Annotated in this window: 23 protein-coding genes and 1 pseudogene; 14 read left to right on the top strand and 10 right to left on the bottom strand. The window is 45.5% G+C overall.

Going from position 1 to position 26,948, the window contains the following annotated elements:
- Positions 1-324: 324 nt before the first annotated feature.
- Positions 325-1,137 (bottom strand): AraC family transcriptional regulator, encoded by an 813-nt coding sequence (locus ACF8CV_RS09755; RefSeq protein ID WP_138938139.1) that lies wholly within the window; start codon positions 1,135-1,137, stop codon positions 325-327.
- Between the two features lie 802 nt (positions 1,138-1,939).
- Here ACF8CV_RS09755 and ACF8CV_RS09760 point away from each other — a divergent pair.
- A complete protein-coding gene (locus ACF8CV_RS09760) occupies positions 1,940-2,695 on the top strand; it encodes a PAS domain-containing protein (protein ID WP_005500148.1) in 756 nt (251 codons plus the stop codon).
- Between the two features lie 76 nt (positions 2,696-2,771).
- Here ACF8CV_RS09760 and pdxH read toward each other — a convergent pair whose 3' ends face one another.
- Positions 2,772-3,407 carry a pyridoxamine 5'-phosphate oxidase gene (gene pdxH, locus ACF8CV_RS09765; RefSeq protein ID WP_138938140.1) on the bottom strand — a complete coding sequence of 212 codons (636 nt, stop codon included), beginning with the start codon at positions 3,405-3,407 and terminating at the stop codon, positions 2,772-2,774.
- Positions 3,408-3,867: 460 nt separating this feature from the next.
- Between pdxH and ACF8CV_RS09770 the strand changes: the two genes are divergently transcribed.
- The 7 genes from ACF8CV_RS09770 (at position 3,868) to ACF8CV_RS09800 (ending at position 14,444) form a co-directional block, all read left to right on the top strand.
- On the top strand, positions 3,868-5,718 hold the full coding sequence (locus ACF8CV_RS09770; protein ID WP_138938141.1) for an ATP-binding protein: 1,851 nt from the start codon (positions 3,868-3,870) through the stop codon (positions 5,716-5,718).
- Positions 5,711-6,937 (top strand): sigma-54 dependent transcriptional regulator, encoded by a 1,227-nt coding sequence (locus ACF8CV_RS09775; protein WP_025500831.1) that lies wholly within the window; start codon positions 5,711-5,713, stop codon positions 6,935-6,937. The genes ACF8CV_RS09770 and ACF8CV_RS09775 overlap by 8 nt, the downstream gene beginning before the upstream one ends.
- Before the next feature lie 169 nt (positions 6,938-7,106).
- Positions 7,107-8,498: an HlyD family type I secretion periplasmic adaptor subunit gene (locus ACF8CV_RS09780; RefSeq protein ID WP_005464847.1), complete on the top strand. Its 1,392-nt coding sequence runs from the start codon at positions 7,107-7,109 to the stop codon at positions 8,496-8,498.
- Positions 8,499-8,612: 114 nt separating this feature from the next.
- Positions 8,613-9,296, top strand: coding sequence for a transglutaminase-like cysteine peptidase (locus ACF8CV_RS09785; RefSeq protein WP_005464869.1), 684 nt, complete (start codon positions 8,613-8,615; stop codon positions 9,294-9,296).
- A gap of 5 nt (positions 9,297-9,301) precedes the next feature.
- Positions 9,302-11,215, top strand: a complete 1,914-nt coding sequence (locus ACF8CV_RS09790) for an EAL domain-containing protein (protein WP_005500162.1) — start codon at positions 9,302-9,304, stop codon at positions 11,213-11,215.
- A 15-nt stretch (positions 11,216-11,230) separates the two neighbouring features.
- A complete protein-coding gene (locus tag ACF8CV_RS09795; RefSeq protein ID WP_005464845.1) occupies positions 11,231-13,345 on the top strand; it encodes a type I secretion system permease/ATPase in 2,115 nt (704 codons plus the stop codon).
- 505 nt (positions 13,346-13,850) lie between these two features.
- Complete coding sequence (locus tag ACF8CV_RS09800) at positions 13,851-14,444, top strand: mechanosensitive ion channel family protein (protein ID WP_021484226.1); 594 nt, start codon at positions 13,851-13,853, stop codon at positions 14,442-14,444.
- Positions 14,445-14,500: 56 nt separating this feature from the next.
- Here ACF8CV_RS09800 and ACF8CV_RS09805 read toward each other — a convergent pair whose 3' ends face one another.
- From ACF8CV_RS09805 to ACF8CV_RS09815, 3 genes are all read right to left on the bottom strand, one after another.
- Positions 14,501-15,004 (bottom strand): hypothetical protein, encoded by a 504-nt coding sequence (locus tag ACF8CV_RS09805; RefSeq protein ID WP_138938142.1) that lies wholly within the window; start codon positions 15,002-15,004, stop codon positions 14,501-14,503.
- Between the two features lie 502 nt (positions 15,005-15,506).
- A complete protein-coding gene (locus ACF8CV_RS09810; RefSeq protein ID WP_138938143.1) occupies positions 15,507-15,812 on the bottom strand; it encodes a hypothetical protein in 306 nt (101 codons plus the stop codon).
- 120 nt (positions 15,813-15,932) lie between these two features.
- A complete protein-coding gene (locus ACF8CV_RS09815; protein WP_025521462.1) occupies positions 15,933-16,361 on the bottom strand; it encodes a hypothetical protein in 429 nt (142 codons plus the stop codon).
- Between the two features lie 58 nt (positions 16,362-16,419).
- Here ACF8CV_RS09815 and ACF8CV_RS09820 point away from each other — a divergent pair.
- Positions 16,420-16,533 (top strand): annotated as a pseudogene (locus ACF8CV_RS09820) (mechanosensitive ion channel family protein); the annotation flags it as partial.
- Positions 16,534-16,833: 300 nt separating this feature from the next.
- On the opposite strand, the gene ACF8CV_RS09825 reads toward ACF8CV_RS09820, so the two are convergent.
- The gene (locus ACF8CV_RS09825; RefSeq protein ID WP_025500824.1) at positions 16,834-17,172 is read right to left on the bottom strand and encodes a hypothetical protein; all 339 of its coding nucleotides are present in this window, start codon (positions 17,170-17,172) and stop codon (positions 16,834-16,836) included.
- Between the two features lie 231 nt (positions 17,173-17,403).
- Here ACF8CV_RS09825 and ACF8CV_RS09830 point away from each other — a divergent pair, with 231 nt between their 5' ends.
- Positions 17,404-17,994, top strand: coding sequence for a flavodoxin family protein (locus ACF8CV_RS09830; RefSeq protein WP_138938145.1), 591 nt, complete (start codon positions 17,404-17,406; stop codon positions 17,992-17,994).
- A gap of 69 nt (positions 17,995-18,063) precedes the next feature.
- On the opposite strand, the gene ACF8CV_RS09835 is transcribed toward ACF8CV_RS09830, so the two are convergent.
- Positions 18,064-19,689, bottom strand: coding sequence for an ABC transporter substrate-binding protein (locus tag ACF8CV_RS09835; RefSeq protein WP_138938146.1), 1,626 nt, complete (start codon positions 19,687-19,689; stop codon positions 18,064-18,066).
- A 141-nt stretch (positions 19,690-19,830) separates the two neighbouring features.
- Here ACF8CV_RS09835 and mpaA point away from each other — a divergent pair, with 141 nt between their 5' ends.
- Complete coding sequence (mpaA, locus tag ACF8CV_RS09840; protein ID WP_025510645.1) at positions 19,831-20,541, top strand: murein tripeptide amidase MpaA; 711 nt, start codon at positions 19,831-19,833, stop codon at positions 20,539-20,541.
- Positions 20,542-20,560: 19 nt separating this feature from the next.
- Here the strand turns inward: mpaA and ACF8CV_RS09845 are convergent, their stop codons facing one another.
- Positions 20,561-21,412: an SIS domain-containing protein gene (locus ACF8CV_RS09845; protein WP_025574524.1), complete on the bottom strand. Its 852-nt coding sequence runs from the start codon at positions 21,410-21,412 to the stop codon at positions 20,561-20,563.
- Between the two features lie 242 nt (positions 21,413-21,654).
- On the opposite strand from ACF8CV_RS09845, the gene murQ reads away from it, so the two are divergent.
- The 3 genes from murQ (at position 21,655) to ACF8CV_RS09860 (ending at position 25,242) form a co-directional block, all read left to right on the top strand.
- Positions 21,655-22,557, top strand: a complete 903-nt coding sequence (gene murQ, locus ACF8CV_RS09850; protein ID WP_138938147.1) for an N-acetylmuramic acid 6-phosphate etherase — start codon at positions 21,655-21,657, stop codon at positions 22,555-22,557.
- A gap of 28 nt (positions 22,558-22,585) precedes the next feature.
- Positions 22,586-24,040, top strand: a complete 1,455-nt coding sequence (gene murP, locus ACF8CV_RS09855; protein WP_025500819.1) for a PTS N-acetylmuramic acid transporter subunit IIBC — start codon at positions 22,586-22,588, stop codon at positions 24,038-24,040.
- A gap of 146 nt (positions 24,041-24,186) precedes the next feature.
- The gene (locus tag ACF8CV_RS09860; RefSeq protein WP_138938148.1) at positions 24,187-25,242 is read left to right on the top strand and encodes a porin; all 1,056 of its coding nucleotides are present in this window, start codon (positions 24,187-24,189) and stop codon (positions 25,240-25,242) included.
- An 89-nt stretch (positions 25,243-25,331) separates the two neighbouring features.
- On the opposite strand, the gene ACF8CV_RS09865 is transcribed toward ACF8CV_RS09860, so the two are convergent.
- Positions 25,332-25,997 (bottom strand): peptidase E, encoded by a 666-nt coding sequence (locus ACF8CV_RS09865; RefSeq protein WP_138938149.1) that lies wholly within the window; start codon positions 25,995-25,997, stop codon positions 25,332-25,334.
- A gap of 37 nt (positions 25,998-26,034) precedes the next feature.
- Positions 26,035-26,946: a LysR family transcriptional regulator gene (locus ACF8CV_RS09870; protein ID WP_053301022.1), complete on the bottom strand. Its 912-nt coding sequence runs from the start codon at positions 26,944-26,946 to the stop codon at positions 26,035-26,037.
- Positions 26,947-26,948: the final 2 nt, after the last annotated feature.

Here is a 26,948-nt window from a genome sequence, read left to right on the forward strand (position 1 = left end):
TTTGAGGCCGATAATAATACTTGTCAAAAACTACGATATTTTTGCCAAAAACTCGCTTTTATAACAAAACATCCACATAGTCACATTCAAATAGATAATATTTTGTGTTGTAAATTTTAATTTTTGCATTTTAATCACAACAAAATATTAGGAATATCAATAAGATTATTCTTATAGCAACACCTTCTTTTGAGCATTGGAGGCCACAACGTTCAATAAACCGTCAATTTGGCCTCAAATCTATAAAATTGAGAAATAGATCACAGGTAAAAAAGTACAAAAAAACCATGCATAGAGCATGGTTTTGTCTTTTTCTGGGTAAATTTACCCAACCTGTTTCTTATACTGAGAGGGAGAAAGTCCCTGCAATCGAGTGAAGGTATGAGTAAAAGTGCTTTGACTTGAGAAGCCGGTAAACTCGGCGATTTGCCCTAAAGAGAGGTGACCTTGCTCGATTAGCTCACGAGCCATATCAATGCGCTTACCTAATACGTATTGATGCGGAGTAATCCCCATCTGATCTTTAAACAAGCTGTGGAATTGGCTTTCACCCAAGAAAACGCGCCCCGCAAGCTGAGCAACGCTGATCTTATGGCTGAGATGTTGTTCGATGTAGCGGTCTATTGCTTCTAGATCAAAGCGCGAATCTTTGCGGCTGGTTTCAAATGCAGAGATATGGCGCTGCATCAATGCAATCACGGTGTCATTACACGCGCGACTAAGCAGCAGATCGTCAGGATGGTTACGCATTTCCTGTACCAGCATCTGAATCAGCTTCTGAATTTGACCATCGAGTTGAAAATAAAGGTGGGAACGTTCTAGGTTATTGATCTTCTGAAGCATCTCAGGGTCATCATTGGTCGGCTTCGGCATATTCAGCACTAAAATATCCGACTGATGAATCACGCCGCCGAAAGCATGATCAGAGCATGCTGTTACCACACAACCTTGCCCAGGACCGACTAAATTACCCTGCCCACGGACTTCGAATTCCGCTTGACCTTTCAACCCAATCACGATCTGCGTGTAAGCATGATCATGGCAATCCATATAAGATGGCAATGTGATCAGTTCTGCTGGTTTTGGCAGCATACTTTCTTTATATGGTGGGGATTTCGGGTTATCTGAGTCACTCATTTCACACGGTCATCTTAAGCGTTCGGCTTACATCGAGGCATGATATACCTTCTCGGTTGCCTTGCAAATCTCCACGGAGCCAATCGCGCAAGATCAAACCAACAAGATCAACTCCAACCACATGATCATAGTTCCGGAACGATGATCATGCGAGATTAACTTACGGTCAATGTACAACCAACTTTCTTAACAAAAACGGGCAGATAGAAAAGGCGGGCATTGGCAACAAGCTAAGTTCCTAAAGATCTTCACTACAAAAGTCTCGTATTTTTCTATGTATTCCTGCCGCGAATGGCTAAAAACGCATTAATCGATTGAATATAAACCACATAGAGGGATTTCCCCCCTTACTAATATGCCCCTGATTCAATACATTAGACCTCGAGCTCTAGGATGCATACGACCCTGAGCTCTCGGTATCTGATTGATACCTCTAACTTACTTAGCAGACCCTCGCTATGTAATTTAGAACCTCTTCTACACGTCGACAAGATTATATCTTGTGTTGCCAGCCCGTCTTCAGGCTGGCTTTTTTTTGTATCTCAAAAATGAAAACAATGGCATAAGCTGATATTATATCGGCCATCTCACCGTATCCTTACGTCAATCATCACGCTGAGTACTCTTGATCCATTTTTCTCCGCTCCCAGTGCCATCTGGTGCTATTTACCGAAAGCATGATCAAGGAATAGCACTGCGTAGATGACGAAAGAATCCATGAAGTGAGCATACTGACCTGCATAAAGCAGGCAATGTATCCAAGTCATGTCTGAATGCTGGTGTAAACACAGCTGATGGAGAGATGGCTTGGGGCCAAATAGCAGTAGTGAGTCCTCTTGTGAATATTCCAGTCAATACCATAGAACAGTCGCTCCTCCGACAGCTACCGGGTTGTTGGGGATGCAAAGATAAAGATTCGGTATTCCGTTATGTGAATCAGGAATACGCCGAATTATTGGGCCATGCCTCACCAGAAGAGTGCATTGGTAAAACTGACTTCGAGATGTCGAGCCCAACCACTGAATGCGCACAAGAATTTCAACGCCAAGATAAACATGTGATCGAAACGGGCGAATCGTTGAAGATCCTTGATATTCATCCTTACCCTGATGGGCGTTGGCGCGCACATATTTTCACGAAAACCCCTTGGCGAGATGAACAAGGCAACATCCTCGGCACCATTTTTTATGGCCGAGAGTTAACCGACACCGCCGTGATTGAAGTGGGCTACTGGGTGTGTCGAGCCATCGGTACAGACATAAACCATCAATCCATTTTCCGTTTTTCGAATCTGAATCCGAAACCAGAAAAGCTCACATGCCGCGAGCAAGAAACGCTATTTTTACTGCTTTACGGCAAAAAACCTCAGTTTATTTCTCAAGTGATGGGCATCTCCACAAAAACGGTAGAAGGGCACGTCGCACGTCTAAGAAACAAGTTTGAAGCGAATAGTAAGAACGAGCTGATCGATAAAGCAATGGAGGCAGGCTATGGCTCTGTTGTACCCAAAACGCTGCTTAAACATCAGCTTTCTGTTGTTTTGAATGGAGAGCGCTAACGCCACGCCGCTTTATCTTTATAAACACAAACACCGCCTAAATGGCGGTGTTTTGTTAGGCGTTAAATAAGATGCCCTATGGCGCGAGACGGTCTATATCCCATTCGCCATCGTGTTGAAAGAATAGGAAACGGTCATGCAGACGATGCTCACCGCCTTGCCAAAACTCAATGCTTTGCGGTTTAACTCTAAAGCCGCCCCAAAAAGTTGGCATTGGAATTTCACCTTTGGCAAATTTCTGTTTGAGCTCAAGGAACTTACCTTCCAGCACTCCACGAGCAGAAATACGGCTACTTTGCTTACTCGCAATGGCCGCCAACTGGCTATCTTTAGGGCGAGAAGTAAAATACTTCATGTTTTCCATCGCAGTCAGCTTTTCAGCCACACCAGTAATGTGAACTTGGCGCTCTAGTGGATGCCAAGGGAAATGCAGGCTGATGTTGCTGTTATGCTCAAGATGCTGCGCTTTGCGACTACCTAAGTTGGTGTAAAACACGAAGCCATCTTTATCGACGTTTTTCAATAAAACGATTCGTTGAAATGGCATGCCGTTTTCATCCACGGTCGCCACTGTCATCGCAGTAGGATCCGTCAACCCCGCCTTAATCGCTTGCTCCAACCAAAGGTTGAATTGATCAATTGGATCAGCTTTCAAATCTTTACGACGTAGGCCACCTTTCGTGTACTCACGACGAATATCAGCAAGTTCCATCTTTACTCCTTCACTCGTTTTTGTCGATTGTGCTCCCGAAGCTACTGAAATACAAGGACAGCAAACATAGATGTTGAAAAACCGATGGTAACCTCTAGGTTCAGGCAAAAAGCGAGGCCCGGCAACACTTCTAACGAGACCAAAGACCAACGGCAGGGCAAGTTTTTCCACCCAAAGAATGAGAATGAAGCGACGAGAAGTAACGTGAAGTCATCCCAAAATAACTTCGCTTCGTTTGCTCTCTAACGGGACAAGATTGACTATTTAACCTCAAGTGAGCACAAACTGACCGCTATGTTACGCAACAAACCAATCGCTTACTTGGCAAACAACCGTTACGTATTTATTAGTACGGAATACTACTTCTAAAATGCAGTTCGATTCCTAGTTAACGTTACCGCTCACAGCATCGTTTAATACCTTTTGATAACATGGCATTAAAAACTCCGGTGAGCTAATTGTGAACTTACTCAATCCCAAAGCCCTGCGTCATTTTCTATTGCTGTTGTTTGCTATCGGCATTTTAGGGCTTGCTCTTACGCATCACTACGCAACTCGCTATCAACACGATCAATGGCAACAAAAACTCAAAAGCCAAGCGGCTCAAGTCTCACAAGAAGTCGACTACGAACTGGCGAAGTTTGAACAAATTCCCAATTTGCTTAGCCATGATCCACGCTTGCTTGAAGCCGTTGAGAAAGGTGCACCGTCGACAGAACTGAACTTACTGTTGGCGCAATGGCTGAAGCAAAGTTTGGCCGATACCATTTATGTCCATGATAAAACAGGCTTGGTTATCGCTTCGAGTAACTATCAACAGGCGGATACGTTTGTCGGTTCGAGTTTTAGTTATCGCCCTTACTTTAAAAATGCCCGTCGTGGTGAGCCAGCCCAATACGTGGGGTTAGGAGTACGCTCTAACAAACGGGGTTACTTCTTTTCCTCTCCACTATGGTTGAACGGCGATGTCATCGGCGTCATCACGGTAAAAGTGAATTTGGAGCAATTGGAACAGCGCCTTGCACAAAGTGGCGCAGACGTTTTGGTGACCGACAAACACAACGTAGTGTTTATGAGCAACCTACCCGACTGGCGCTATCGCGCACTGTTTCCACTCTCACCAACGGCCATCAATGAACTGACTGAAACTCGCCAATACGGTGACACGTTGCCCGAATATTACGGCGAGCTTACCGCGCAAAGTGACGAAAGTGAGTTTGCGGATAACCAATTATTACTGTCACCAAACTACCTCGCGTACGCAACACATTTGTTGGATAAAGGCTTTCGCGTTGTAGCGTTAATCAATCACCACACCGTACTGACGGCAGTATTGCAGGCCGATGTAGTCTATTTGATTTTATACGCGCTGATTGCACTGATCGCATTGGCATGGTTTCAGATGTTGGTGAACAAGGCACGTCTTGCCAATCTCAATGTGAGCTTGGAAGAAAAAGTCATGCAACGCACGGTTGTACTAAGTGGAGCAAACCACAAATTGCAGCAAACGGTTCGTCAGTATGAACAAAGCCAGCAAGAGCTAAGACAAACTCAGCAAGAGCTGACTCAAGCCGCCAAACTTGCTTTGCTGGGAGAGTTGTCTGCCAGTATCAACCACGAGATAAACCAACCACTTGCCGCGCTGAGAACTTACACCGAAAACTCCCAGCGCTTGTTGTCGATGGAACGCTACCCGATGGTCGCAGACAACTTAAACAAGATGCTCTCGCTAAACGAGACTATTGCCGAGGTCATTGCTAGGCTAAAAGTCTTCACCCGTAAAACTTCTCATGAACCTCATAATGAAGTGTCGATACTCCACGATGCGGTGCACAATGCCACCAGCATATTGAGCAATAAGTTGATCAAGCAAGGCGTCACGCTCAAAGTACCGACGATCGACCACGAGGTGAGGCTCGCCATTCACAGCGTTGAACTAGAACAAGTGCTCATCAATCTGTTCCACAACGCTGCGCAAGCGATGGATGGCTATTGTATTGATCCACAAATTTCCATCGCGATTCAATGCCACGATTCGAGCTGCGATATTCTGGTGTCAGATAACGGCCCGGGGATGTCTGACGAGGCAATGGCGAAAATCTTTGACCCGTTTTTTACCACCAAACCAGAAGGGCTCGGACTGGGTTTGACCATTTCAAAACGTATTTTAGAAAGCTATCACGGAGCGCTCAGCGCCTATAACCACCAAGGGGCGCAATCGGGTGAGTCAGGCGGCATGACCTTTGTGGTCACCGTTCCGATGGCAAACACCAGAACCACCAAACCAGCAACGGAAAACGACCATGCATAACGCAGTTATCTTTGTTGATGACGAACCACACATTCGTGATGCCGTTTCACAAGCACTACTTATCGAGGGCATTGAAGTCACTTGCTTTCCCAATGCCGTTGAAGCACTCAGAGTTATCGATGCCAATTCTCCAGCCATCATCATTACGGATATTCACATGCCGGTCATGGATGGCTTAGAGTTTATGCGTACGCTGCTGAGCAAAAATCACCACTTTCAATTCATCGTTCTAACTGGGCATGGCGACGTTAAAACGGCGGTCGAAGCAATGAAAAGCGGCGCGTACGACTTTCTGGAAAAACCATTTTCAACCGATCAACTGATGAAATCACTGAACAACGCCAGCGATAAGCTGAACTTGTTGCAAGAAAACATCTGGCTAAAGAAAGAGCTCGACATGCAAACCCATGTCGGCCCGAAAATGATTGGTCACAGTAAAGTCATGGTGAGTATTCGCCGAGCCTTAATCAGCGCTCCGACGAACCAACCTCTGATTTTCGTGGGACAAGACGGCACTGGTCGCCGATTAGCTGCGCAATTTGCTCACGATATTCACGCCACACCAGACAGCGAGCTGATTGCAGCATCAGGTGAAGACCTTTACGAACTGTCGCTAGATGCACTCGACAAAGCCATTGAACACCTGACGGAAGACTCAAATCGGTGCAGTTTGTACCTGCACAGCGCAGAACATATCTCGCTCGCACAGTGGCAATGCCTGTTTAACCACCCGAAATTGGAGCGCGTATTTGGTGCGACGACCAAGGTTGATGCCGATGTTAAAGCGTTCGCAACGCTCATCCACTTACCAACGCTGGATGAACGCAAAGAAGATATTGGCCCACTTTACAAACACTTCGTACGTCATGCAGCAAGCCGTTATCAGCTGCAACCACCGCACATCAGTTTGGACGAAGTACGCCGAATTACAGAGCTTTCTTGGCCAGAAAACGTTAAACAACTGCGCCAATTTGCGGAGCTGCGCGCTCTCAAACCTGAGACTTTTCGCATGGAAGATTGGGACAGTGAAAAGAGCATCGAAATTCAGAGCATGACTCAACGCACAGAACACTTTGAATATTGTCTGTTATTTGATGCATTACAGCGACACAGAGGCAGACTTAAAGAGGTTCAACTAGAATTACAGGTGTCACGCAAGACCTTGTACGACAAACTAAAAAAACATCAGTTGGACAAATCGAAGTTTAAGGCTCAGTAGCAATACCTCAAAATCTCTTCAGCCTTTCAGCAAGAACGGGCTGAAGCCAGACGGGTAACCTGAGCGAATGTCCTCTGTTACTTATTTTTATTAGCCGGAATGCTGACATGATCGGGTAATAATAATAAGATCAAAAAGATAATCCGTATTTATATAAGCAGAGAATGTGATGAGCCGAGACAACTACAACAAACTCAGCAATGATGAGCTGGATTTTGTCGATGACAAAACCGCCGCACTGCTTCTCAACACCCCAAATAGTGCCCGACTAATGTTGTGGGTTATGGTGTTGTTTTTTGTTGCAGCCATTGGTTGGGCGTCGTGGGCACAGATCGACCAAGTCACCGTCGGTCAAGGTAAAGTAATTCCCTCTTCTCAAATCCAAGTAGTTCAAAACTTGGAAGGTGGTCTCGTCAAAGAAATTCTGGTGAAGGAAGGCCAACTGGTGAAAAAAGGTCAGCAACTTCTGTTGATCGACGATACTCGTTTTCGCTCGGACTACCGCGAACGTGAACAACAAGTTGCCAACCTGACCGCCTCGGTATTACAACTTTCTGCTTCTATCAACAGCGTTGCCGTCAATCGCGATTTTAATATTCAAGATTGGGAAAAAAGCGTCGTTCTCGATTACGGCAAACTGACTTTCCCACCGGTATTGGAAGAGACGCAGCCACAATTAACTCAGCGTCAAAAAGCAGAATACCGCGAAGATTTGGATAACCTACGCAACCAACTGTCGGTGATCGATCAACAAGTTGAGCAAAAGCAGCAAGACTTGGTCGAGATTGAAGCGAGAGTACGCAACTTACGCCAAAGCTACCAATACGCGAAGAAAGAACTGGATATCACCCAACCGTTGGCGGATGAAGGCGTTGTTCCGCGTATTGAGCTACTAAAATTGCAGCGCCAAGTGAACGACACTCGCCGTGAAATGACATCTAGCGAACTGAAAATCCCAGTGATCAAATCCGCCATCAAAGAATCCATGCTCAATCGCATCGATGTGGCGTTGAAGTTCCGTTCCGAACAACAAGAGAAACTCAATAATGCTCAAGACCAACTGTCTGCATTGGTTGAATCGGCAGTTGGCTTAGAAGACCGCGTAAACCGCACGGTGGTTGTCTCTCCGGTGACAGGCAAAATCAAAACGCTGAACGTCAACACCGTTGGCGGCGTTATCCAACCGGGTATGGACATCGTTGAAATCGTACCAACCGAAGACACCTTGTTAGTTGAGGCGAAAATCGCACCGAAAGACATCGCTTTTCTACGCCCGAACCTAAATGCCATCGTAAAATTCACCGCGTATGACTTTACAAAATACGGCGGCTTAGTGGGTGAACTGGAGCACATCAGTGCAGATACCACTCAAGACGAGGAAGGCAACAGTTTCTACATCGTGCGCGTGCGCACAGAAAAAACCAGCTTTGGTCAGGATGCCGATTTACCAATCATTCCAGGAATGACAGCATCGGTCGATATCATCACAGGGAAGCGAACCGTTTTGGAGTATCTGCTTAAGCCGATCTTAAGCGCCAAAACTAACGCCTTGAAGGAGTAACTGATACAAAGGCACTCACAATGTGCAGTTAAGCTCGATAAGTGGTTAAATAAAAAGCACTTATTTCTCACCAACGAGCCCATTGGAAGAGTACACTTGTGATGTGAGTCGAATATGCGATCCAATTTGAAGCGTAAAGTTACATTATTAATCAGTTTAAGTTGTTTTTCGTTCCAAATTGGTGCGTTAAGCACAAAAGAACAACGATGGGTCGATGCGGTCACAGCGGTGTATGGCGAACGCGCCGGATTGCGCGTAAATACATGGCGACAGAACATCGACCTTTTTAAACAATTGGAGACTCATGAACAGCTCGTGGGCGTTAACGATTTTTTCAACCAACTCTATTTCGTTGACGACATAAAACTGTGGGGAAAGACAGACTATTGGGCTACGCCACTCGAATTTTTAGGGAGCAACGGCGGCGATTGTGAGGATTTCACCATCGCTAAGTACTTCTCGTTACTCGAGCTAGGAATACCAGATTCAAAGATGCGTTTGATCTACGTAAAAGCCATCGAACTGAATCAGTTTCACATGGTATTAGCCTACTACCCGACCCCAAGTTCTGAGCCGCTCATCCTCGACAATATCAATCCAGAAATTGTCCGAGCCTCTAAACGTAGCGATTTGCTACCGATATACAGTTTTAATGGTACAAACCTGTGGTTAATGAAGTCCTCTGCTGGCACTGGAGAGCTAGCGGGGAAAGCATCACGTTTGAGCCTTTGGAATGACTTACGCTCGCGCGAACGTAAGTTGCAGTTAAATAAACCTAAAATTAACTATGACGAGTGAGAAACATGACCCTATATAAGAAGCTTGTAGTGGGAATGGTTACGGTCTTTATACTCTTGATGGCATCAGTATTCGTAATCGAATTCAATACTACTCGAACGAGCTTGGAACAACAGCAACGTTCAGAGGTCAACAACACCATCAACACCGTGGGTTTGGCGTTAGCACCTTACCTAAAAGATAAAGACAAGGTTGCCGTTGAATCGGTAATCAATGCATTATTTGACGGCAGTACCTACTCAGTGGTGCGTCTCACCGCGTTAGATTCTGATTACCAGATCGTACGCTCTTACCCAGTAAAACCAAGCACCGTTCCGCAATGGTTTATCGACATGAATCTGTTCAAAGCGATTCACGATAAACGCGTGGTCACCAGTGGTTGGATGCAACTGGCCGAAGTCGAAATCATCAGCCACCCAGGCGCGGCGTATGAACAACTATGGCAAGGTTTTATCCGTTTGCTATCTGCGTTTAGCGTCATCTTCCTAGCGGGATTGATTGCGATTTCTTACATTCTGCGTCGTTCTCTAAAACCACTGGCTGCTATCGTGAAGAAAATGCACGACATCGCAAACAACCAGTTTGGTGAGCCACTCACTCGCCCTAAAACCAAAGACCTGATCGCGGTCGTGGATGGCATCAACATGATGTCGGCACAGATTGAGTTGTCATTTAAAGAACAGGCCAAAGAAGCACAACGTCTACGTGCTCAAGCATACCTAGATCCTATCTCCAAACTAGGTAACCGCTCGTTCTACATCAACCAAGTTGACCAATGGTTGGCAGAACAAACGCAAGGGGGTATCGCGCTACTCCATGCAGAATATATTGGCGACATTTACGAGACAAAAGACTACCAACGCGCTGATGCCCACGTGAAAGAGTTGTCTCAACGTCTGAAAAACACCATTGATGTTCCGGGAGCCACCATTGCTCGTCTTTCTAGTGATGAATTCGGTCTGCTTTTCCCGCACATGGATGAGAGCGAACTGCGCATTCTCGCTGACAGCATCGTCAACTGTGTCAATGGCCTAAACACTGATCCAACTGGCTTAGCAAAACCAAAAGCCTCGCTTGGTGTGGCACACAGCAAAGATCAGAAAACGCGTTCTGAAGTCCTTTCTATGGTGGATAACGCACTATCGAAAGCCAAAGCACAGCCAGACAAACCATACGGCTTCATTGGTAGCGATACGCCATCTAACTTGATGGGTAAACAGCAATGGAAAGCGTTGGTTGAAGAAGCAATCCACAGCGATTGGGTGAAATTCCGCTTCCAAGCTGCGAAGAATACTTGGGGCAAAGTGTTCCATAACGAAGTGTTCTCAAGCATCGAAAAAGATGGCGAGACTTACCGTGCTAACCAATACTTATTTGCATTGGAACAGTTAGATGCGACCAACATCTTCGACCAATACGTGATTGAGTCGATGATTAAGATGCTAGAAAGCGGCGAGCTTAACGATCCAGTCGCGATTAACATCGCGCAAAGCAGCTTGTCTCAGCCATCGTTCATTCGCTGGACAACCAACATGTTGGAGAAACACTCGAAAGTGGCGTCTAAACTTCACTTTGAGATTCCTGAAGAGTGCTTCATCGATCATCCGCACCATACCGCACTGCTTTGTAACGCAATTCGTCAGTCTGGTGCTGAGTTTGGTGTCGATAACTATGGTCGTAACTTCCAATCGCTGGAATACATCCAAGAGTTCCGTCCGAACTATGTGAAGCTGGATTACTTGTTCACACACAACTTACACGACGAAAAACAGAAGTTCACACTCACGTCGATCTCTCGTACCGCTCACAACTTGGGCATTACTACGATTGCATCGCGTATTGAAACTCAGATCCAATTGGATTTCCTCACCGAGCACTTCGTAGAGGTATTCCAAGGATTCATCGTCGACAAGGAATAATAAGGTTCACCAACGATGAAAGACCCTTTACTGAATTCGCTCATCTACGTTAGCCGTTACTATGGGTTAGCCAACTCGCCGGAAGCTCTTGTGAATGGGCTTCCGCTGTCAGATGGTAAATTGACCCCGTTCCTGCTACCAAGAGCGGCGGAAAGGGCCGGATTGGTTGCCAAGGAAAACCGTGCAGAGCTGGAGAAAATCTCCAGCCTGATTCTGCCGGCAATCTTAGTTCTTAAAGGTGGTGACTCTTGCGTTCTCAATAGCATCAATATGGAGACACGCGAAGCAGAAGTCACAACCTTAGAAAGTGGAATGGTGCCAATCTCCATTCCATTAGAAGACCTACTTGAGCAGTACACTGGTCGCTACTTTTTAGTTAAAAAGCAATTCCGTTTCGATGAGCGCTCTCCCGAAGTGCTCAAAACCAAAGAAGGTCACTGGTTCTGGTCAACCTTGTGGCAATCTAAACGCATCTACCGCGATGTGCTTATCGCTTCTCTTTTGATCAACATCTTCGCCATTGCCGCACCAATGTTCACTCGTTTGGTGTACGACAAAGTGGTGCCAAACCTCGCGTTTGAAACCTTATGGGTGTTGGCAAGCGGTATCTTCGTCGTGTTCATTTTCGACTTTTCTCTCAAGTCACTTCGTAACTACTTCATCGATGTGGCGGGTAAAAAGTCGGATATTCTGATCTCCTCTAAACTGTTTAGCAAAGTAATGGGGATTCGAATGGAATCCAAACCGCCGTCAGTGGGTGCATTTGCACGTCACTTGCAGGAGTTTGAATCCATCCGCGAATTCTTCACTTCCGCTACCGTCAGCGCGTTGATCGACCTACCATTTGCGATTCTGTTTTTAATCATCATTTGGTTGATGGCGGGCAATTTGGTATTTGTGCCGATGGTAGGTGTTCTCATTCTGATTATCCACTCACTGCTCATCCAAGGCCCTCTACGCCGTTCTATCGAGGAAGGCTCACGTCTGGCTTCTCAAAAATACGCCAACCTGATTGAGAGCTTGGCAGGCTTAGAAACGGTGAAAATGTTGAGTGCTCAAAGCCAGTTCCAATACCGCTGGGAAGAAGCAGTGGCGCACATGGCAAACTGGAACATTAAGAGCCGCCGCATTACCGACAGCATCCAAAACGCTGCGGGTTTCGTGCAGCAAAGTAGTAACGTCGGGATGATCATCTTAGGCGTTTACTTGATTGCAGAAGGTGACTTAACCATGGGTGGTTTGATTGCCGCAACCATGCTAAGTGGTCGTGCGATTGGGCCTTTGGTTCAGCTATCGCTACTTTCAACGCGTTACAACCAAGCCAAATCGTCGATGACCATCATCAATCAAGTGATGGAAATGCCGGACGAGCAAGAAGAAGGCAAACGCTACATTCACCGCCCTATTGTACAAGGTAAGATTGAGCTAGAACGCGTTACCTTCCACTACCCAGACTCACCAGTGGCGTCAATTCGAGATTTGAGTTTGACGATTAATCCTGGCGAGAAAGTGGCGATTATCGGCCGTATCGGTTCGGGTAAAACCACGTTGGAGCGTCTCATCATGGGCTTATACCAACCGACAGAAGGTCATGTTCGCATTGATGACACCGACATCGCGCAGCTTCATCATGTCGATATTCGCCGCAATATCGGGTGTGTGGCGCAAGATTCCAATCTGTTCTTTGGCTCCATCCGCGACAACATCACGTTAGGCCGTCCATTAACCGATGACCGTGACGTGATGGATGCAGCCAATCGTGCGGGTGTGACCGCCTTTACGCAATCGGATCCAGCAGGTTTGGAGCGTCAGGTTGGTGAAGGGGGCGCAATGCTTTCTGGCGGTCAACGTCAGGCGGTGACGATTGCTCGCGCGTTCCTTGGACGTCCTCCGGTACTCTTGATGGATGAGCCAACCAGTGCAATGGACAACCGCTCAGAAATGCACATCAAGCATCAATTGGCGCAGTTAAAACCGAGCGAAACGCTGATTTTGATTACACACAAAACGTCGATGCTCGACATCGTAGATCGCGTGATTGTAATGGAAAAAGGCAGCGTAATTGCAGACGGTCCAAAATCTCAAGTGCTGAACGACTTGAAGCAAGGTAAGGTTAGAGCAGTTAGCTAATCTCTGAAATCAAGAAAGCCATTATTGAAATACAAAGCCCCGTTGAATCGAATGTTTCACGGGGCTTATTTGATCGGTAAACCAAGATAGTTCAGCTCTTCAAGCACAACCCAAATAAGCACGAACCCCACTATCACCACCAACATCATGATCGCCTTTTCATCTTCTTCCATACGCCCGCGCCTCTCCTACCAACTTCTTTCAACCACTACTAGGTTAGCAGGACGAAGGTCATATTCATCAAATTTATGACGCGCTTCACTTGGCGTAATTTCGGATATGGGATGAAGCTCAAACATTGAGCACATGAAAGAGACGTCGACTCTGGTTGAATATTAGGTATGGTAACGAAATACTACCCATCGCAGTCTTTCATTACGCTATTTCAGTAACATGTAAGGCGTTTTAATGCTGATACAGGGTAAACAGAGTAGAAAAATTGTGATTACTTACAGCAGAAAATCAGCTATAAAAGCCGCTTTCTAAATATCGTCGAGTTGAAGAAATGAATGATTGGATCCAATTAGAACAAGTGAGCCAGTATTTCACTACAGGCTCCCTCGGTTACAAAGTGTTGATGGGCGTCTTTGTCCTGATCGCTTATCGTATCCTAAAGAGAATCGTCAATCGAGCCATCTTAAACTTAGCAACCTCAAAGGGCGTAAAAAAGGCCCGCCTGAGTTTTATTCAGCGCTGTTTCAATGTCGCGCTGCTGTTTTTGACCGCCTCTGTTTTTGCCATTATCACCGGTATTGGCTATGGCGATGTGTCATTGTTCTTATCGTCCATTTTCGCCGTATTGGGTGTGGCGTTTATCGCGCAGTGGTCAATTCTGAGCAATATCACCGCCAGCTTTTTGATCTTTTTTGTCTTCCCATACCGAGTGGGCGATCGTATTAAAGTCGTAGACAAAGACGAAGACATCAGTGGCGAGATTCAAGAAATCAGTATGTTTCACGTGTTAATTAAGCACGATAACGGAAACTTGATCACTTACCCAAACAACCAGATTTTGCAAAAAGCAGTGCTAAAGCTGGCAAAAAACAAGCCAGAGCCAAGTAAAGCAAAATCTCGGATTTATACTCGCAGAAAGAAATAACCCACTAAAAAGCCGATGTATCTACATCGGCTTTTTGTTTAGATAAATTAGCCAGTTTAATCGGATACACATAGCCGGAATGGAAAGTAGTTACAGAGATCTCTATCACTTTCTATCTTCGTTTCCAGCTTGATTTTACGTTTACCGAGATAGAGGTAAAAAATAGGTCTTCTTTCGATTAGATGGTCTTCTAAGATTGAATCATCATCAAGTATTCTCGTCTCGACTTCAATTTGCTGGTATGCCTTGAGAGTTGTTTTTAGATCGTTGCATTTATCAACTGACATGCCAGCATTATATCGTTGAGCTCTGTCCTTTCTTGCATCGAGGATTTCGATATATGAGCCAGAGCGGGTGTTGTATTCACAAGTGACGCGACCAATTTCAAATGATTCTGTCAAATACTCAACGCGCTCAGGCGGCACATAGCCATACCACAATGTAAACAAAACAAAGATGACAAAAGATACGTGCCAACGATCAAATTTTATTATTTGTTTTCCCCAAATCTCTTTCCTTACCCCCTCTGCTGCAGAGCTGACCACAATCACATCCGTCATGTATTCCGCATACTGAAAACTTTATGTTCAAATCGGGTGAGCCAAACAAACCACTACCGAACTCACCAACATGAGTCACATCAAGATCTAAGCTATTGATGTGGATGAACATAAAAAATCATCTCCCGCATTTATACCTGCAGAAGGAAGTAATCCACTCAAAAGCCGATGTATCTACACCGGCTTTTTGTTATCACTTGGTGGTCACAAATAGCCCAAAGTTAATAGCGAAAAACAGTGAAGAGACAAAACGTATAAACTGAAGGTCATCACTGTATTCTTTCATGATAAAAACATGACACATCGCCGAAACCAAAAGCGCCACTTTAACCAAAGTAAGCTTCTTCTTTACGAACCTTAAATAAATACAAAAAATAGAGATGGTGCAAGCAAAGAAAAAATCGTCACTAGTTCCGCCTATTACTCATCACTAGTATCGGTACCTTTATCATCGTTTCCAAGAGAGTTTTCTACATAGGCTTTTTTATTCCACTTTCACCCTCTAATAAATAGTCAAAAATATTGGTATGGTAATTAATAAAAAGTAACCGATGGCCGCGCCCCTCATAACAGGAAACTGTAGCCAAATACCTGCGCACTGCACCACAGAGACCAGAAAAGCCATTACAATAATCGCTTTAAATTTGAGCAGAACCGAATTGGTAAGCAAAGGCAATGAATAGACCAATGCAAAAGGGATAAAAACATAAATAGTCGAATAATCGCCGCTAATAGAAAGCTCAGTGTGCAGCATAACTACCAACATCAATAGTAGAAACAGTGATACGCCCCTCGATAAAACGATCATCTACTCATCCTTTTTAAGTATACCTTTAACACTTTAATACACGACATGTCAGCGCTACATCATTGAGCTCTATCCTTTATGCAACAAGAGCTAGCACCAATACTTCCGTAATACGTTAATTTATATACATGTTAATAGAGGGATATACTTACAAAATCCTGCTTCGGTTATATACTGATCTTGATAGATCATTTCTTTTCCTAAATATATCTGTTGTAACTCAATATTTTTCCCCTGATCATAACTAGCATCATAGGCACCGGAAGCAGTTAGTGTTGTTGTACTTAAAAGTTGTGTTTGTAACCATCTGCACATCTGCGGTGACAGGCTATCTGCATAATATTGTAGATTGCTTTTTTTATCTTTAATTATCGCAACTTTTGTCCCATTTCCCCATCCCCTAGAATCAGCACAAAGCACCTCATCCAAGCTCAAGTTTACAGTCTTAAATGTACTAGTATCAGGTGTTGTACAAAATAGCCAAACTAAAAATAGGGAGAAAAACGTAAAGAGACTACCTATTTTCAAAAGTCTTACTATTCTATTCATTATATTCTCCTATTGTTTTTATTGTACCAACGCCATCAGTCAAATTAGAGATTGAATGCTGATCACTTACCCAAACAACCAGATTTTGCAAAAAGCAGTGCTAAAGCAGGCAAAAAACAAGCCAGAGCCAAGTAAAGCAAAATCTCGGATTTATACTCGCAGAAAGAAATAACCCACTAAAAAGCCGATGTATCTACATCGGCTTTTTAGTATCACTTGGTGGTCACAAATAACCCAAAGTTAATGGCGAAAAACAGTGAAGAGACAAAACGTATAAGCTGAAGGTCACCACTGTATTCTTTCATGATAAAAGCATGACACATCGCCGAAACCAAAAGCGCCACTTCAACCAAAGGAAGCTTCTTATTTACGAACCTTAAATAAATACAAAAAATAGAGATGGTGCAAGCAAAGAAAAAATCGTCACTAGTTCCATCTTCCTTAAAATACAAGGACATGGTTTTAGTTAAGCTTATATTTTTAGCTTCATTATGAGCCACCCACTAATATTTAGCGAGATAAGGGCATAAAAGAGGTAAAAAACAAGACTGACCGAAACAAAAAGTAGTGCATGCACTTTTTCTTCTAAGCTCTCTGGATGAACATTCATATCCACATCAAACACACCCGCTATAAAGTGTGCAAATACCGTGGAAGAGGCTGTAGAAAGGCCTCCTACCATAATGATAATAATCCCTCGCCTTAAGAAACGATGAAATGTACTTTTCCCGCCTTGGATCAGGTCTGAGTTTACATATTTTAATCTATTTTTCCGCCTATTACTCATCACTAGTATCGGTACCTTTATCATTGTTTCCAAGAGAGTTTTCTACATCTTTAAGATCTTCCTTTAACGCTTTTATACACGATATTCATCGTCGTTGCATTCACTGTAGTTATGCCGTCGACTTACCCTATAAGAAAGCTCTTTAGATACCAATTCGTACTTTATCTATCTCAAATCTCTTCTTGACCTCAACTTAGCTTGAGGTTTTAGCCTTAGTCGCACGATTAAAAATCAACAATGAAAAAAGGAACCATTGTGTCCAAAATTGCGATTATTTATTTCTCTAAAACCGACGTTACTGGTCAGCTTGCTCGCGCGATTGCCGCAGGCCTTGAACAACAAGGCATTAAGCAGCAAGATGAATGTGAAATCCTCTCTCACCGAATTGAAGGCAGTGAGATTATTGAGGGACGTTTTGTGAACCCTAAACTAATGGATGAACTTGCTGAGTGTGATGCGATTATCTTTGGCTCACCGACCTACATGGGTGGCGTGGCTGCGCAGTTTAAAGCATTTGCAGATTCAAGCAGTGAATCTTGGTACCACCAGAAGTGGGCAAACAAAGTGGCAGCAGGTTTTACTAGCGGAGGAGCGTTGAATGGCGATCAATCTTGCACACTGCAATACCTTCAAACCTTTGCTTACCAGCACGGCATGATGTGGGTCGGGTTGGATAAGATCAGCAATTCTGGGGAGCAAAATCTGAATCGCTACGGCGTGCAAGGTGGCATTGTTGCTCAAGGGGAAGACGGTAAGCTACACAGCTCAGATATCGCTACGGCAGAATACCTCGGCAAGCGCGTGGCTGCGCTGGTTAGCAAGCTATCAGCGACCTCTGCAACATAACGTAGAAACACGAAGCCCCACGAACTGACTCCGCAGGGCTTTGTGCTCACTTCAACGAACAGCTAAGCATTACTTTTTAATGTAAAGGTCTTTCGAGTAGATACGACCCTCTACGTTGTTTTTGGCAAAACCGCCAACCGTAGGGCGAACCAAACGCGCTTGCATGTAGTAATAGATTGGCGCAATGGGCATATCTGCCGCCAGCAACTGTTCTGCTTGGTCATAAAATCCTTGGCGCGCTTTCTCATCGGTTGCAGCCAATGCACTGTTCATCGCGTTGTCGTACGCTTGGCTACTGTAACGTGCAAAGTTACCCGAAGAACCTGAACGCAATAAACTCAAGAAAGTGGACGCTTCGTTGTAATCACCACACCAAGACGCACGCATCACATCGAAATTGCCTTGTTTACGCGCCACTAAGTACGACTTCCACTCTTGATTTTCTAACTCAACGTTTGCACCGAGATTCTTGTGTAGCATCGAGGCTATTGCAACGGCGATAGATTTGTTTGCCTCACTGGTGTTGTACAGCAATTTGAAATCCAAAGGTTTGCCATCACCGTATCCCGCTTCTTTCAGCAGTTCACGTGCTTTCTCATCACGTTGTTGTTGACTCCAGTTACTGTATTCTGGCGGCGTTGCATCAAACCCTGCGGTGTACTGATGCGCAAAAGTATAAGCAGGAAGGTTGCCGACTTGAGTGACACCATTCGTGATCACATCGCGCATGATGGAGTACGATACCGCTTGACGCACTCGCGCATCATCAAATGGTGGACGAGTGGTATTGAACGCGTAGTAATACGTGCACAGCAATGGCACCACCGTGTAAGCCTTCTTGTAATCTTGTTTAAGCTTCTGCGCCATATGAGTCGGCACATCTGACGTGATATCCACCTCACCTACCGCATAACGATTGATCGACGCGTTTTGGTTTTCAAACGGAATGTAAGTCACTTTGTTTAAATGCGTATCTGCGCTGTCCCAGTAATTTGGGTTCTTGACCAGTTCAATGCGCTCATTCACGACCCACTTATCCAATGTGAATGCACCGTTGCTAACAAATTGGTCTGGATCGCTCCACGGCTTGTCGCGGCTTTCCACTGTCGCTTGATGCACTGGCATCATGGACGTGTGCCCGGTCATAGCAACAAAGTACGGAACTTGACTGTCCAACTCAAAACGTAAGGTGTATTTATCCACCGCCGCGATACCGAGATCGTCCAAAGGCCTTTTGCCCTCTGCCACATCGGCGATGTTTTTGATCTTGGTGAGTTTGAGATACCAAACATTTGGAGAAGCGGTCTTCGGGTCCACCGCTCGGCGCAGTGAATAGACAAAATCATCCGCCGTCACAGGCTCGCCATTCGACCATTTCGCATCTTTGCGTAGGTGAAAAACAAAGGTTAGGTTGTCCTTGGTTTCCCACGATTCCGCCACACCGGGAATGATGTTTCCGTCACGATCTTGAATCACCAGCCCTTCAAATAAGTCACGAATCACGTGCATTTCTGGCAGACCTTCGGCTTTTGCCGGATCAAGCGTTGCCGCCTCTGCGTCATTCGCACGTACCAAATGTTGCTCTGCGGCGAGTTGAACGCCGTTAGGTAAGGTATCTGCAACGACAGATGCAGAAAGAAAAGGGGTGAATAAAGAGGAAATCAGCAACGCCGTTGAATGTTTTTTAAAATCCATATCGTTTTTCGTTCTCCTAACGCGTCTTGTGAAGCAAGCGCCACAATTAACATTTCAACCGTTGACGAGTTTAAACGGTTCGGTTTAGCTAGGTTTAATTAGCTTAGATATTGATATTACTTCATCAATCAGGAGATTACGGTGAGTCTAATTCCAAGAACGGAAAGAGCGGCATTTTTAATTCGGCCAACAACATACGGTCATTCCGTGCTTGGTGCGCCATTACTGTATTTTCCGGCGCAAGTCGAAAGTGCTTCGCGAGGTTTGATTTTAGCAGGCACTCACGGGGATGAGACAGCCTCGATTGCAGGTTTGTCCTGTGCGCTAAGAAGCTTGCCAGCTAAAAACTTACGACATGATGTGATTCTGTCAATGAATCCTGACGGCAACCAGCTAGGCACACGCGCAAATGCAAACCAAGTGGATCTCAATCGCGCGTTTCCAACCAAAAATTGGACTGAGCATGACACCGTGTATCGATGGAGCTCTCACACACCCGTTCGAGACGTAAAGGTGAAAACAGGCTCTAAAAACCAGCTAGAGCCAGAAGTTGGCGCATTAATTAACTTGATTGAACTGCGCAGGCCAAAGTTTGTAGTGTCGTTTCATGAACCGCTTGCGTTTGTAGATGATCCCAAACATTCCAACCTCGCCAAATGGCTCGGCGAGCAGTTTCAACTGCCAATCGTGGACGATGTCGACTACGAAACACCCGGCTCATTCGGCACTTGGTGTAGTGAACGTGATTTACCTTGCATCACGTTGGAGTTACCGGCAATTTCTGCCGATCTCACCATTGAAAAGCATCTCTCCGCTTTTATTGCTTTACTGATGCACGATCCGGATCTTTAGTCCGCTGTTGGTTAAGCGATCATGTGAGGATCTGTTTGATGTCGGTACTGATATCGCTGATCAACTGACGTGCACTTTCGTCTCTTTGCTGAACCAAGATGATAAACAGCAAATCGGTGATCACGTTTTGCGCGGTGCGCGAAGCAATGGATGAGCTGCGATGTTCCGTTTCATTGGCAATCGTATCAAACGTAATATCGGCAATACCGCGCAAGCGACTTCTCCCAGGAGCAGATAACGCAATCACCTTCGCGCCCTGCTCTTTTGCCGCTTCTGCCGCGACGAGAATTTCTTTGCGTTCGCCCGAATACGAAATCGCAATCTGCACATCTTCTGAAGAGAGGGTACGAGCAACAGCAATCTGCACGTGGCTGTCTTGTTCAGAAAGCGCCGTAATACCGAGTTTAAGCAGTTTAAAGCTTAAATCCTTCGCGGTCAGGGCTGAGCCCCCAATCCCGACCACTTGCACTCGACGCGCTTCACTCAACCATTTCACCGCTTGGTGACACGCTTCAAAAGACAGCGCATTGGTGGTTTGAAACATAGCGTCGGTTTTCGCTTTCACCAGTTTCTGTGAAATAACCGCGATGGGATCATCTGCCAAAATATCACTGTGCAACGGTGTCGACTGCATCGCATGCTTACGGCCAATCTCTTCATTCAGAGCTAACTTAAACTCGCTGTAGCCTTTAAAGCCAATACGCTGAGTAAATTTCACAATGCTCGATTGACTCACTTTTACTTGCGCCGCAAGTTCTTGGCTAGTGAGCAGCGCCGCCTTTTCTGCGTTTTCAACAATCCAATCGCCGACCAAACGACCACTTTGCGAAAGCTGAGTACGCCTCGCGACTATCTTATTGACAACTGACACAACAAAAACCTCAAAAAATTTAAATAAATTATTCCAAAACAAAAATAATTGGAGTTTGATTTAACCCCATGATTATTCTAACCAAGCCAGTTTATACCGGATGTAATGGACGTATATTTTCTCTCATTATTCCAAATTTCTCCTGCACAAAGAATAACCTCAAGTGTGATTTTTATCACCAAAACAGAATATTTTATTCCATAGAATCGCCCTCAGATTGAACATTACGAAGAGTGTAAAACATGAAAATTGATTTAAGCCGATTGGTGACAGAAAGCCGTAATCCAGCCAGTGCAGATATTGATACGCTTTCGACCATCGAGATGCTGCAAGTCATTAATGAAGAGGATCAAAAAGTCGCGCTCGCGGTCAAAGCAGTGCTACCACAAATTGCAAAGACGGTTGATGCAATTACTGCAGCGTTCGCCAATGGTGGCCGTTTGGTTTACATGGGAGCTGGCACATCAGGCCGCTTAGGAATTCTTGATGCGAGCGAGTGTCCTCCTACCTACGGCACGCATCCAGACATGGTGATTGGCTTAATTGCTGGTGGACACCAAGCGATTTTGAAAGCGGTAGAAAACGCCGAAGACGACGCGCAAATGGGTCAAGACGACTTAAAAGCGCTTCACCTCACCAAGCATGACGTGGTTGTAGGCATAGCTGCAAGTGGCCGCACGCCTTATGTGCTAGGTGGTTTGGAGTACGCTAAATCCATCGGAGCTACGACCGCATCTATCGCCTGTAATCCAGAATGTGCCATGGCAAAAGCGGCCGACATCGCGATTCTGCCGATTGTTGGCGCAGAGGTCGTTACTGGATCTTCTCGCATGAAAGCCGGCACCGCACAAAAACTGGTGTTAAACATGCTCACGACAGGCGCAATGATTCGTAGCGGTAAGGTATTTGGTAACTTAATGGTGGATGTAGAGGCCACCAACGCCAAGCTCATCCAACGCCAAACCAACATTGTTGTAGAAGCAACTGGCGCATCAAAAGAAGAAGCAGAGCGAGCATTAAATGCCTGCGCTCGCCACTGCAAAACTGCCATCTTAATGATTTTGGCCGATTTGGATGCCGAACAAGCCAAATCACGCCTCGCCGCGCACAACGGTTTTATTCGCGCAGCACTAAATAATAACTAAATAATCCGAGTTCTGAAGGATAGACCCTATGGCAAAAATAACTTCAAACACAGTATCGCAGTTGCTGTCCGCAGTGGGTGGCAGCAGCAACGTAAGCAAATGTGGTAACTGTATGACGCGTTTGCGTTTATCGCTCGCCAACAATGGCTTGGCTGACCAGTCTGTTATCAAGCAAATTCCCGGCGTAATGGGTGTGGTGGAAAGCGATGAGCAGTTTCAGATCATTCTCGGTCCCGGAAAAGCTCAACAAGCGGCTGAGATGATGAATCAATTGATCGACAGCTTAACCTCTGGTGACAGTGAAGAAGCAGATATGCCGCAACAAGATCTTTCTGCCGTCGCGGCCGAGCAGAAAAAACAGATGAAGAGCAAGCAAACCAGTGCGGTTCAGCGTTTTTTAAGCAAGTTTGCCACCATCTTTACGCCGTTGATCCCTGGCTTTATTGCCGCTGGTTTGTTGCTAGGTTTTGCGACGTTATTGGAACAGATGTTTGTTCTCGACCAGACACCAAGCCAGTTTATGTTGGATTTGATCGCCTACATGAAAGTCTTTGGTAAGGGTCTGTTTGCTTTCCTAAGTATTCTGATTGGTTACAACGCGCAGCAAGCGTTTGGCGGCTCTGGTGTTAATGGTGCCATTCTCGCCTCTTTGTTTGTGCTGGGTTACAACCCAGAGGCTACATCCGGCATTTACTCTGGCATGAACGAGTTTTTCGGCTTTGCGATTGATCCGCGCGGCAACATTATCGGCGTACTTTTGGCGGCGATCATCGGTGCGCAAGTCGAGCGTAAGGTTCGTCAATACATGCCAGATGATCTGGACATGATCTTAACGTCCGTTATCACTCTATTGATCATGGGTGCGGTAACCTTCTTGATCATCATGCCAATCGGCGGCGAGCTGTTTAAAGGGATGTCTTGGTTGTTCCTCAACTTGAACGATAACCCATTAGGCGCTGCAATCTTGGCAGGTTTGTTCTTAATTTCTGTGGTATTTGGCATCCACCAAGGTTTTGTTCCAGTGTACTTTGCATTGATGGAAGCACAGGGCTTTAACTCGCTATTCCCTATCCTGGCGATGGCTGGTGGCGGTCAGGTTGGCGCGTCAATGGCTCTGTATTTCAAAGCCAAAAAAGACGCTCTACTGCGCACTCAAGTTAAAGGCGCTATTATTCCGGGTCTTCTAGGCATTGGCGAACCATTGATTTACGGCGTGACATTACCACGCGTAAAACCATTTGTTACCGCTTGTATTGGTGGTGCTGCGGGCGGCTTCTTTATCGGTTTAGTTTCTTACCTTGGCTTACCAGTTGGTCTTAATACGGTGTTTGGCCCGTCCGGTATCGTGGCGATTCCTCTCATGACATCTGAAAATGGCATCTTCCCGGGCATGATGGTGTTTGTTGCTGGCCTGCTTATCTCTTACATCGTCGGCTTCCTCGCGACTTACTTCTTTGGCTGCAAAGACGTCGATTTAAGCTAAATCATTCTTCCCCTATAGGAATGGACTAGCTCGCGCCCTTGGCAAACAAGGGCGCATCCTCTCTACTTCACGACAATTTTTCTTATTCCGTTACTCGGAAGGGGCTTTGTCGTACCTAAAACAATAGAAATGAAAGGTCGTTAATCATGAAAAAGCACATTTTGACTCTACTTCTCCCAACATTGATGGCATCAAACGCAATGGCAGCGCAGCTGTATCAAGCGGAAGATGGGTCAGTTTTAAATATTTACTCTCGTCTTGGTTTCAATGTCACCAGTAAAAATGATGAGCATGGCGATGCAAATGGCGAGTTTGATGGCCGTATTGGTTTAAACGGTTCACAAACCATCAACGAGTACGCGTCGATCATCGGCCAAGCGCAATACCAAGTGGGTGCCGCTGAATACGCAAACCAAGTAAACGACAAACCGTCTCTGACCGCACGTTATGTATGGGCGGGTATTGATGCGAAAGATTATGGTCGCATTACTGGTGGTCGCGTGGCTTCTGGGTTGATTATGTTTACCGACATTGGTGATGTGTTCGCCTCTTCCGATGTTTCTATGGCGCGCCAAGCGAATAAAGTCGACAAAACCGCGACGCAAGTTTTCCGTCAAGATGGCACGCTGCAATACCAAAACAGCCTAGGTAATTTCGATTTTTCTGTCGCGTACATTTTAGGAAACAACACTTCTGAGCTCGACTACGGTTACAACGCTGCACTGCGTTATACGCTAGACATGGGGAATTTGGGTACCTTGGCACCAGTGGTGGCGATGCAGAAAAATAAAGGTGATGCACGTGAAAGCAACGACACCGATTACACATTCTGGGGCGCAGGTACACGTTACTACCTAGGAGATTTGATGTTGGGTGCGTTGTACTCGGAAGATGAACTAGAGGGCTATTACTCGCAAACCAGTACCGACAAAGTGATGGAATTGACGGCGGTTTACAGTGTAAATGACAAATGGGCACTGCGTGCTGGTTATCGTTCTTTAGAAAACAGTGAGGGTGACGAGCTAGAGCTGAAAGATACAACGCTAGAAGTGCAATACAAACTGACGCCTCGTTCTTCTATCTACACAAACTACGTTGATCGTAACGGTTCGCGTGGCTACAGCAATGGACAAGAAGTCTCGTTTGGCGGTGCGCACGCAGACGAAAACTACTACCACTTAGGTCTGCGTTACGAGCTGTAAGCACGATACTTAATGTGAGTTAGCTGAATCCATGAGCTTCTTCTGTGTCCGGTCAGTAGTTATTGCCTTTAATGCTGATTTGAAGAAGCTCACCCTCGCAATATGTTTTCTTCGTTACCTGTTTTGACCAACACGCCTGCATCAGGAAAACTGGTGACAGTAGCTAACAATTTTCCATCGACAAAGTGCAATGCCGCATAATCGTGAATACCATAACAAGTGATGCTCGGTTGAGAACGAGCAAAGGCTTGGAAAACCTCAAACTTCTCACCAACATGGGAAAAATGCGCCGCAGCCAAACCGTCAATTAATCCAAGACAACGCATAACTTGGTATGCTTCGGGATCACTGTCTGTCACCGCAAACTCAAACCAACAAATTGCACCAGCGCTCATGCCACAAATGATGATGCCTTGTTCATAACACTGCTTGAGTATTCTATCGATTCCCCATTCGCGCCAAATGGCCAACATCGAACGCGTATTACCGCCACCGACGTAAATGATGTCTTGTTCAAATAGCGTTTCTTTCCAACCAGCATCAAACTTAAACAACGGAAAATGGGTTACGTTTTCACTAAGCTTCGCATTGTAAAAACGTTCAATAACTTCATCAGCGTCTCCCGTGGCTGTCGGTAGAAAACAAATGTTTGGATTCTCCTTACCAGACAAAGACAAAATGTATTGATCGAGCGGACTCGAATTCTCTCCCATCATCCAGCCACCACCACCAATCGCAATACAGTGTTTTCGCATTCCTTTGCTTCCTCAATTGTTGCTAAGTTTGTTGTCGCTATTCGCCGACAGAATATATGTTCCTAAAGTGATCAATGAACGCTCGCGTTCTTCTTGGTAAGTGCTCACGTTTTGGGTAAAGCAGATAAAGCGGCAAAATCGCATCCGTTTGCCATTCTGGCAGCAAACTCACGAGTTGTTCTTTTTGTGCAGGTTCGAGTTTAGCCAGTGCAAATTCATCTAACATGGCTACACCACAGCCAGCCAAAGTAGCATCCAACATGGACTGGACAAGATTAAAACTCAGCGTACTTTCTAACTCAATGCTGCACTGCTGTTGAGTTTGCTTATGTGTAAACGTCCACTTATCTAACACCAAGTCACGACTTTTATAAAGGATGTGCTCTAAGTCACCAAGATCCTCTGGCGTACTTACATTTGGTTTATCAGCTAAATACGAGCGATGAGCGATCGGTTTACAGTGTAAAGTGCGTAGCTGATGGCCGACGTATCCCTCTGGGGGAGTATCGGTAAAGTAGAATGCGATATCAAACCCAGCCTCAATCAAGTCGAGAGGTGTCTCTGTGAAGATCACTTCGACGCTCACTTGTGGATGTTGCAATCGAAACTCGATCAATGTTTGGCTGAGTAACGCGGCTCCGAAAGAAGCAGACGCCGCTATTCTCAATTTTCCCGATACGATCTCGTTTGCCATGACTTGCTCATTGATCTGCTCAGCGCCTTCGAGCAGTTGCTTTACCTGCTGATAAAACCGCAAACCATCGTAGGTCAAATTAAACTGGCGCGTAGTTCGCTGAATAAGCTGCACCGACAATATGTCTTCAAGCTGTTTAAGTTGCCGACTTACATGCGCATTCGAACAATTCAGGCGCTTTGCTGCGCCAGCAATACTTCGCTCCTCGCACAAAGCGACGTAAAGTGGTACGTAGCTGAGCCATTTTATTTCCATAC

The sequence above is a fragment of the Vibrio sp. zbq_1 genome (assembly GCF_043102935.1).
Lineage (GTDB): Bacteria > Pseudomonadota > Gammaproteobacteria > Enterobacterales > Vibrionaceae > Vibrio > Vibrio parahaemolyticus.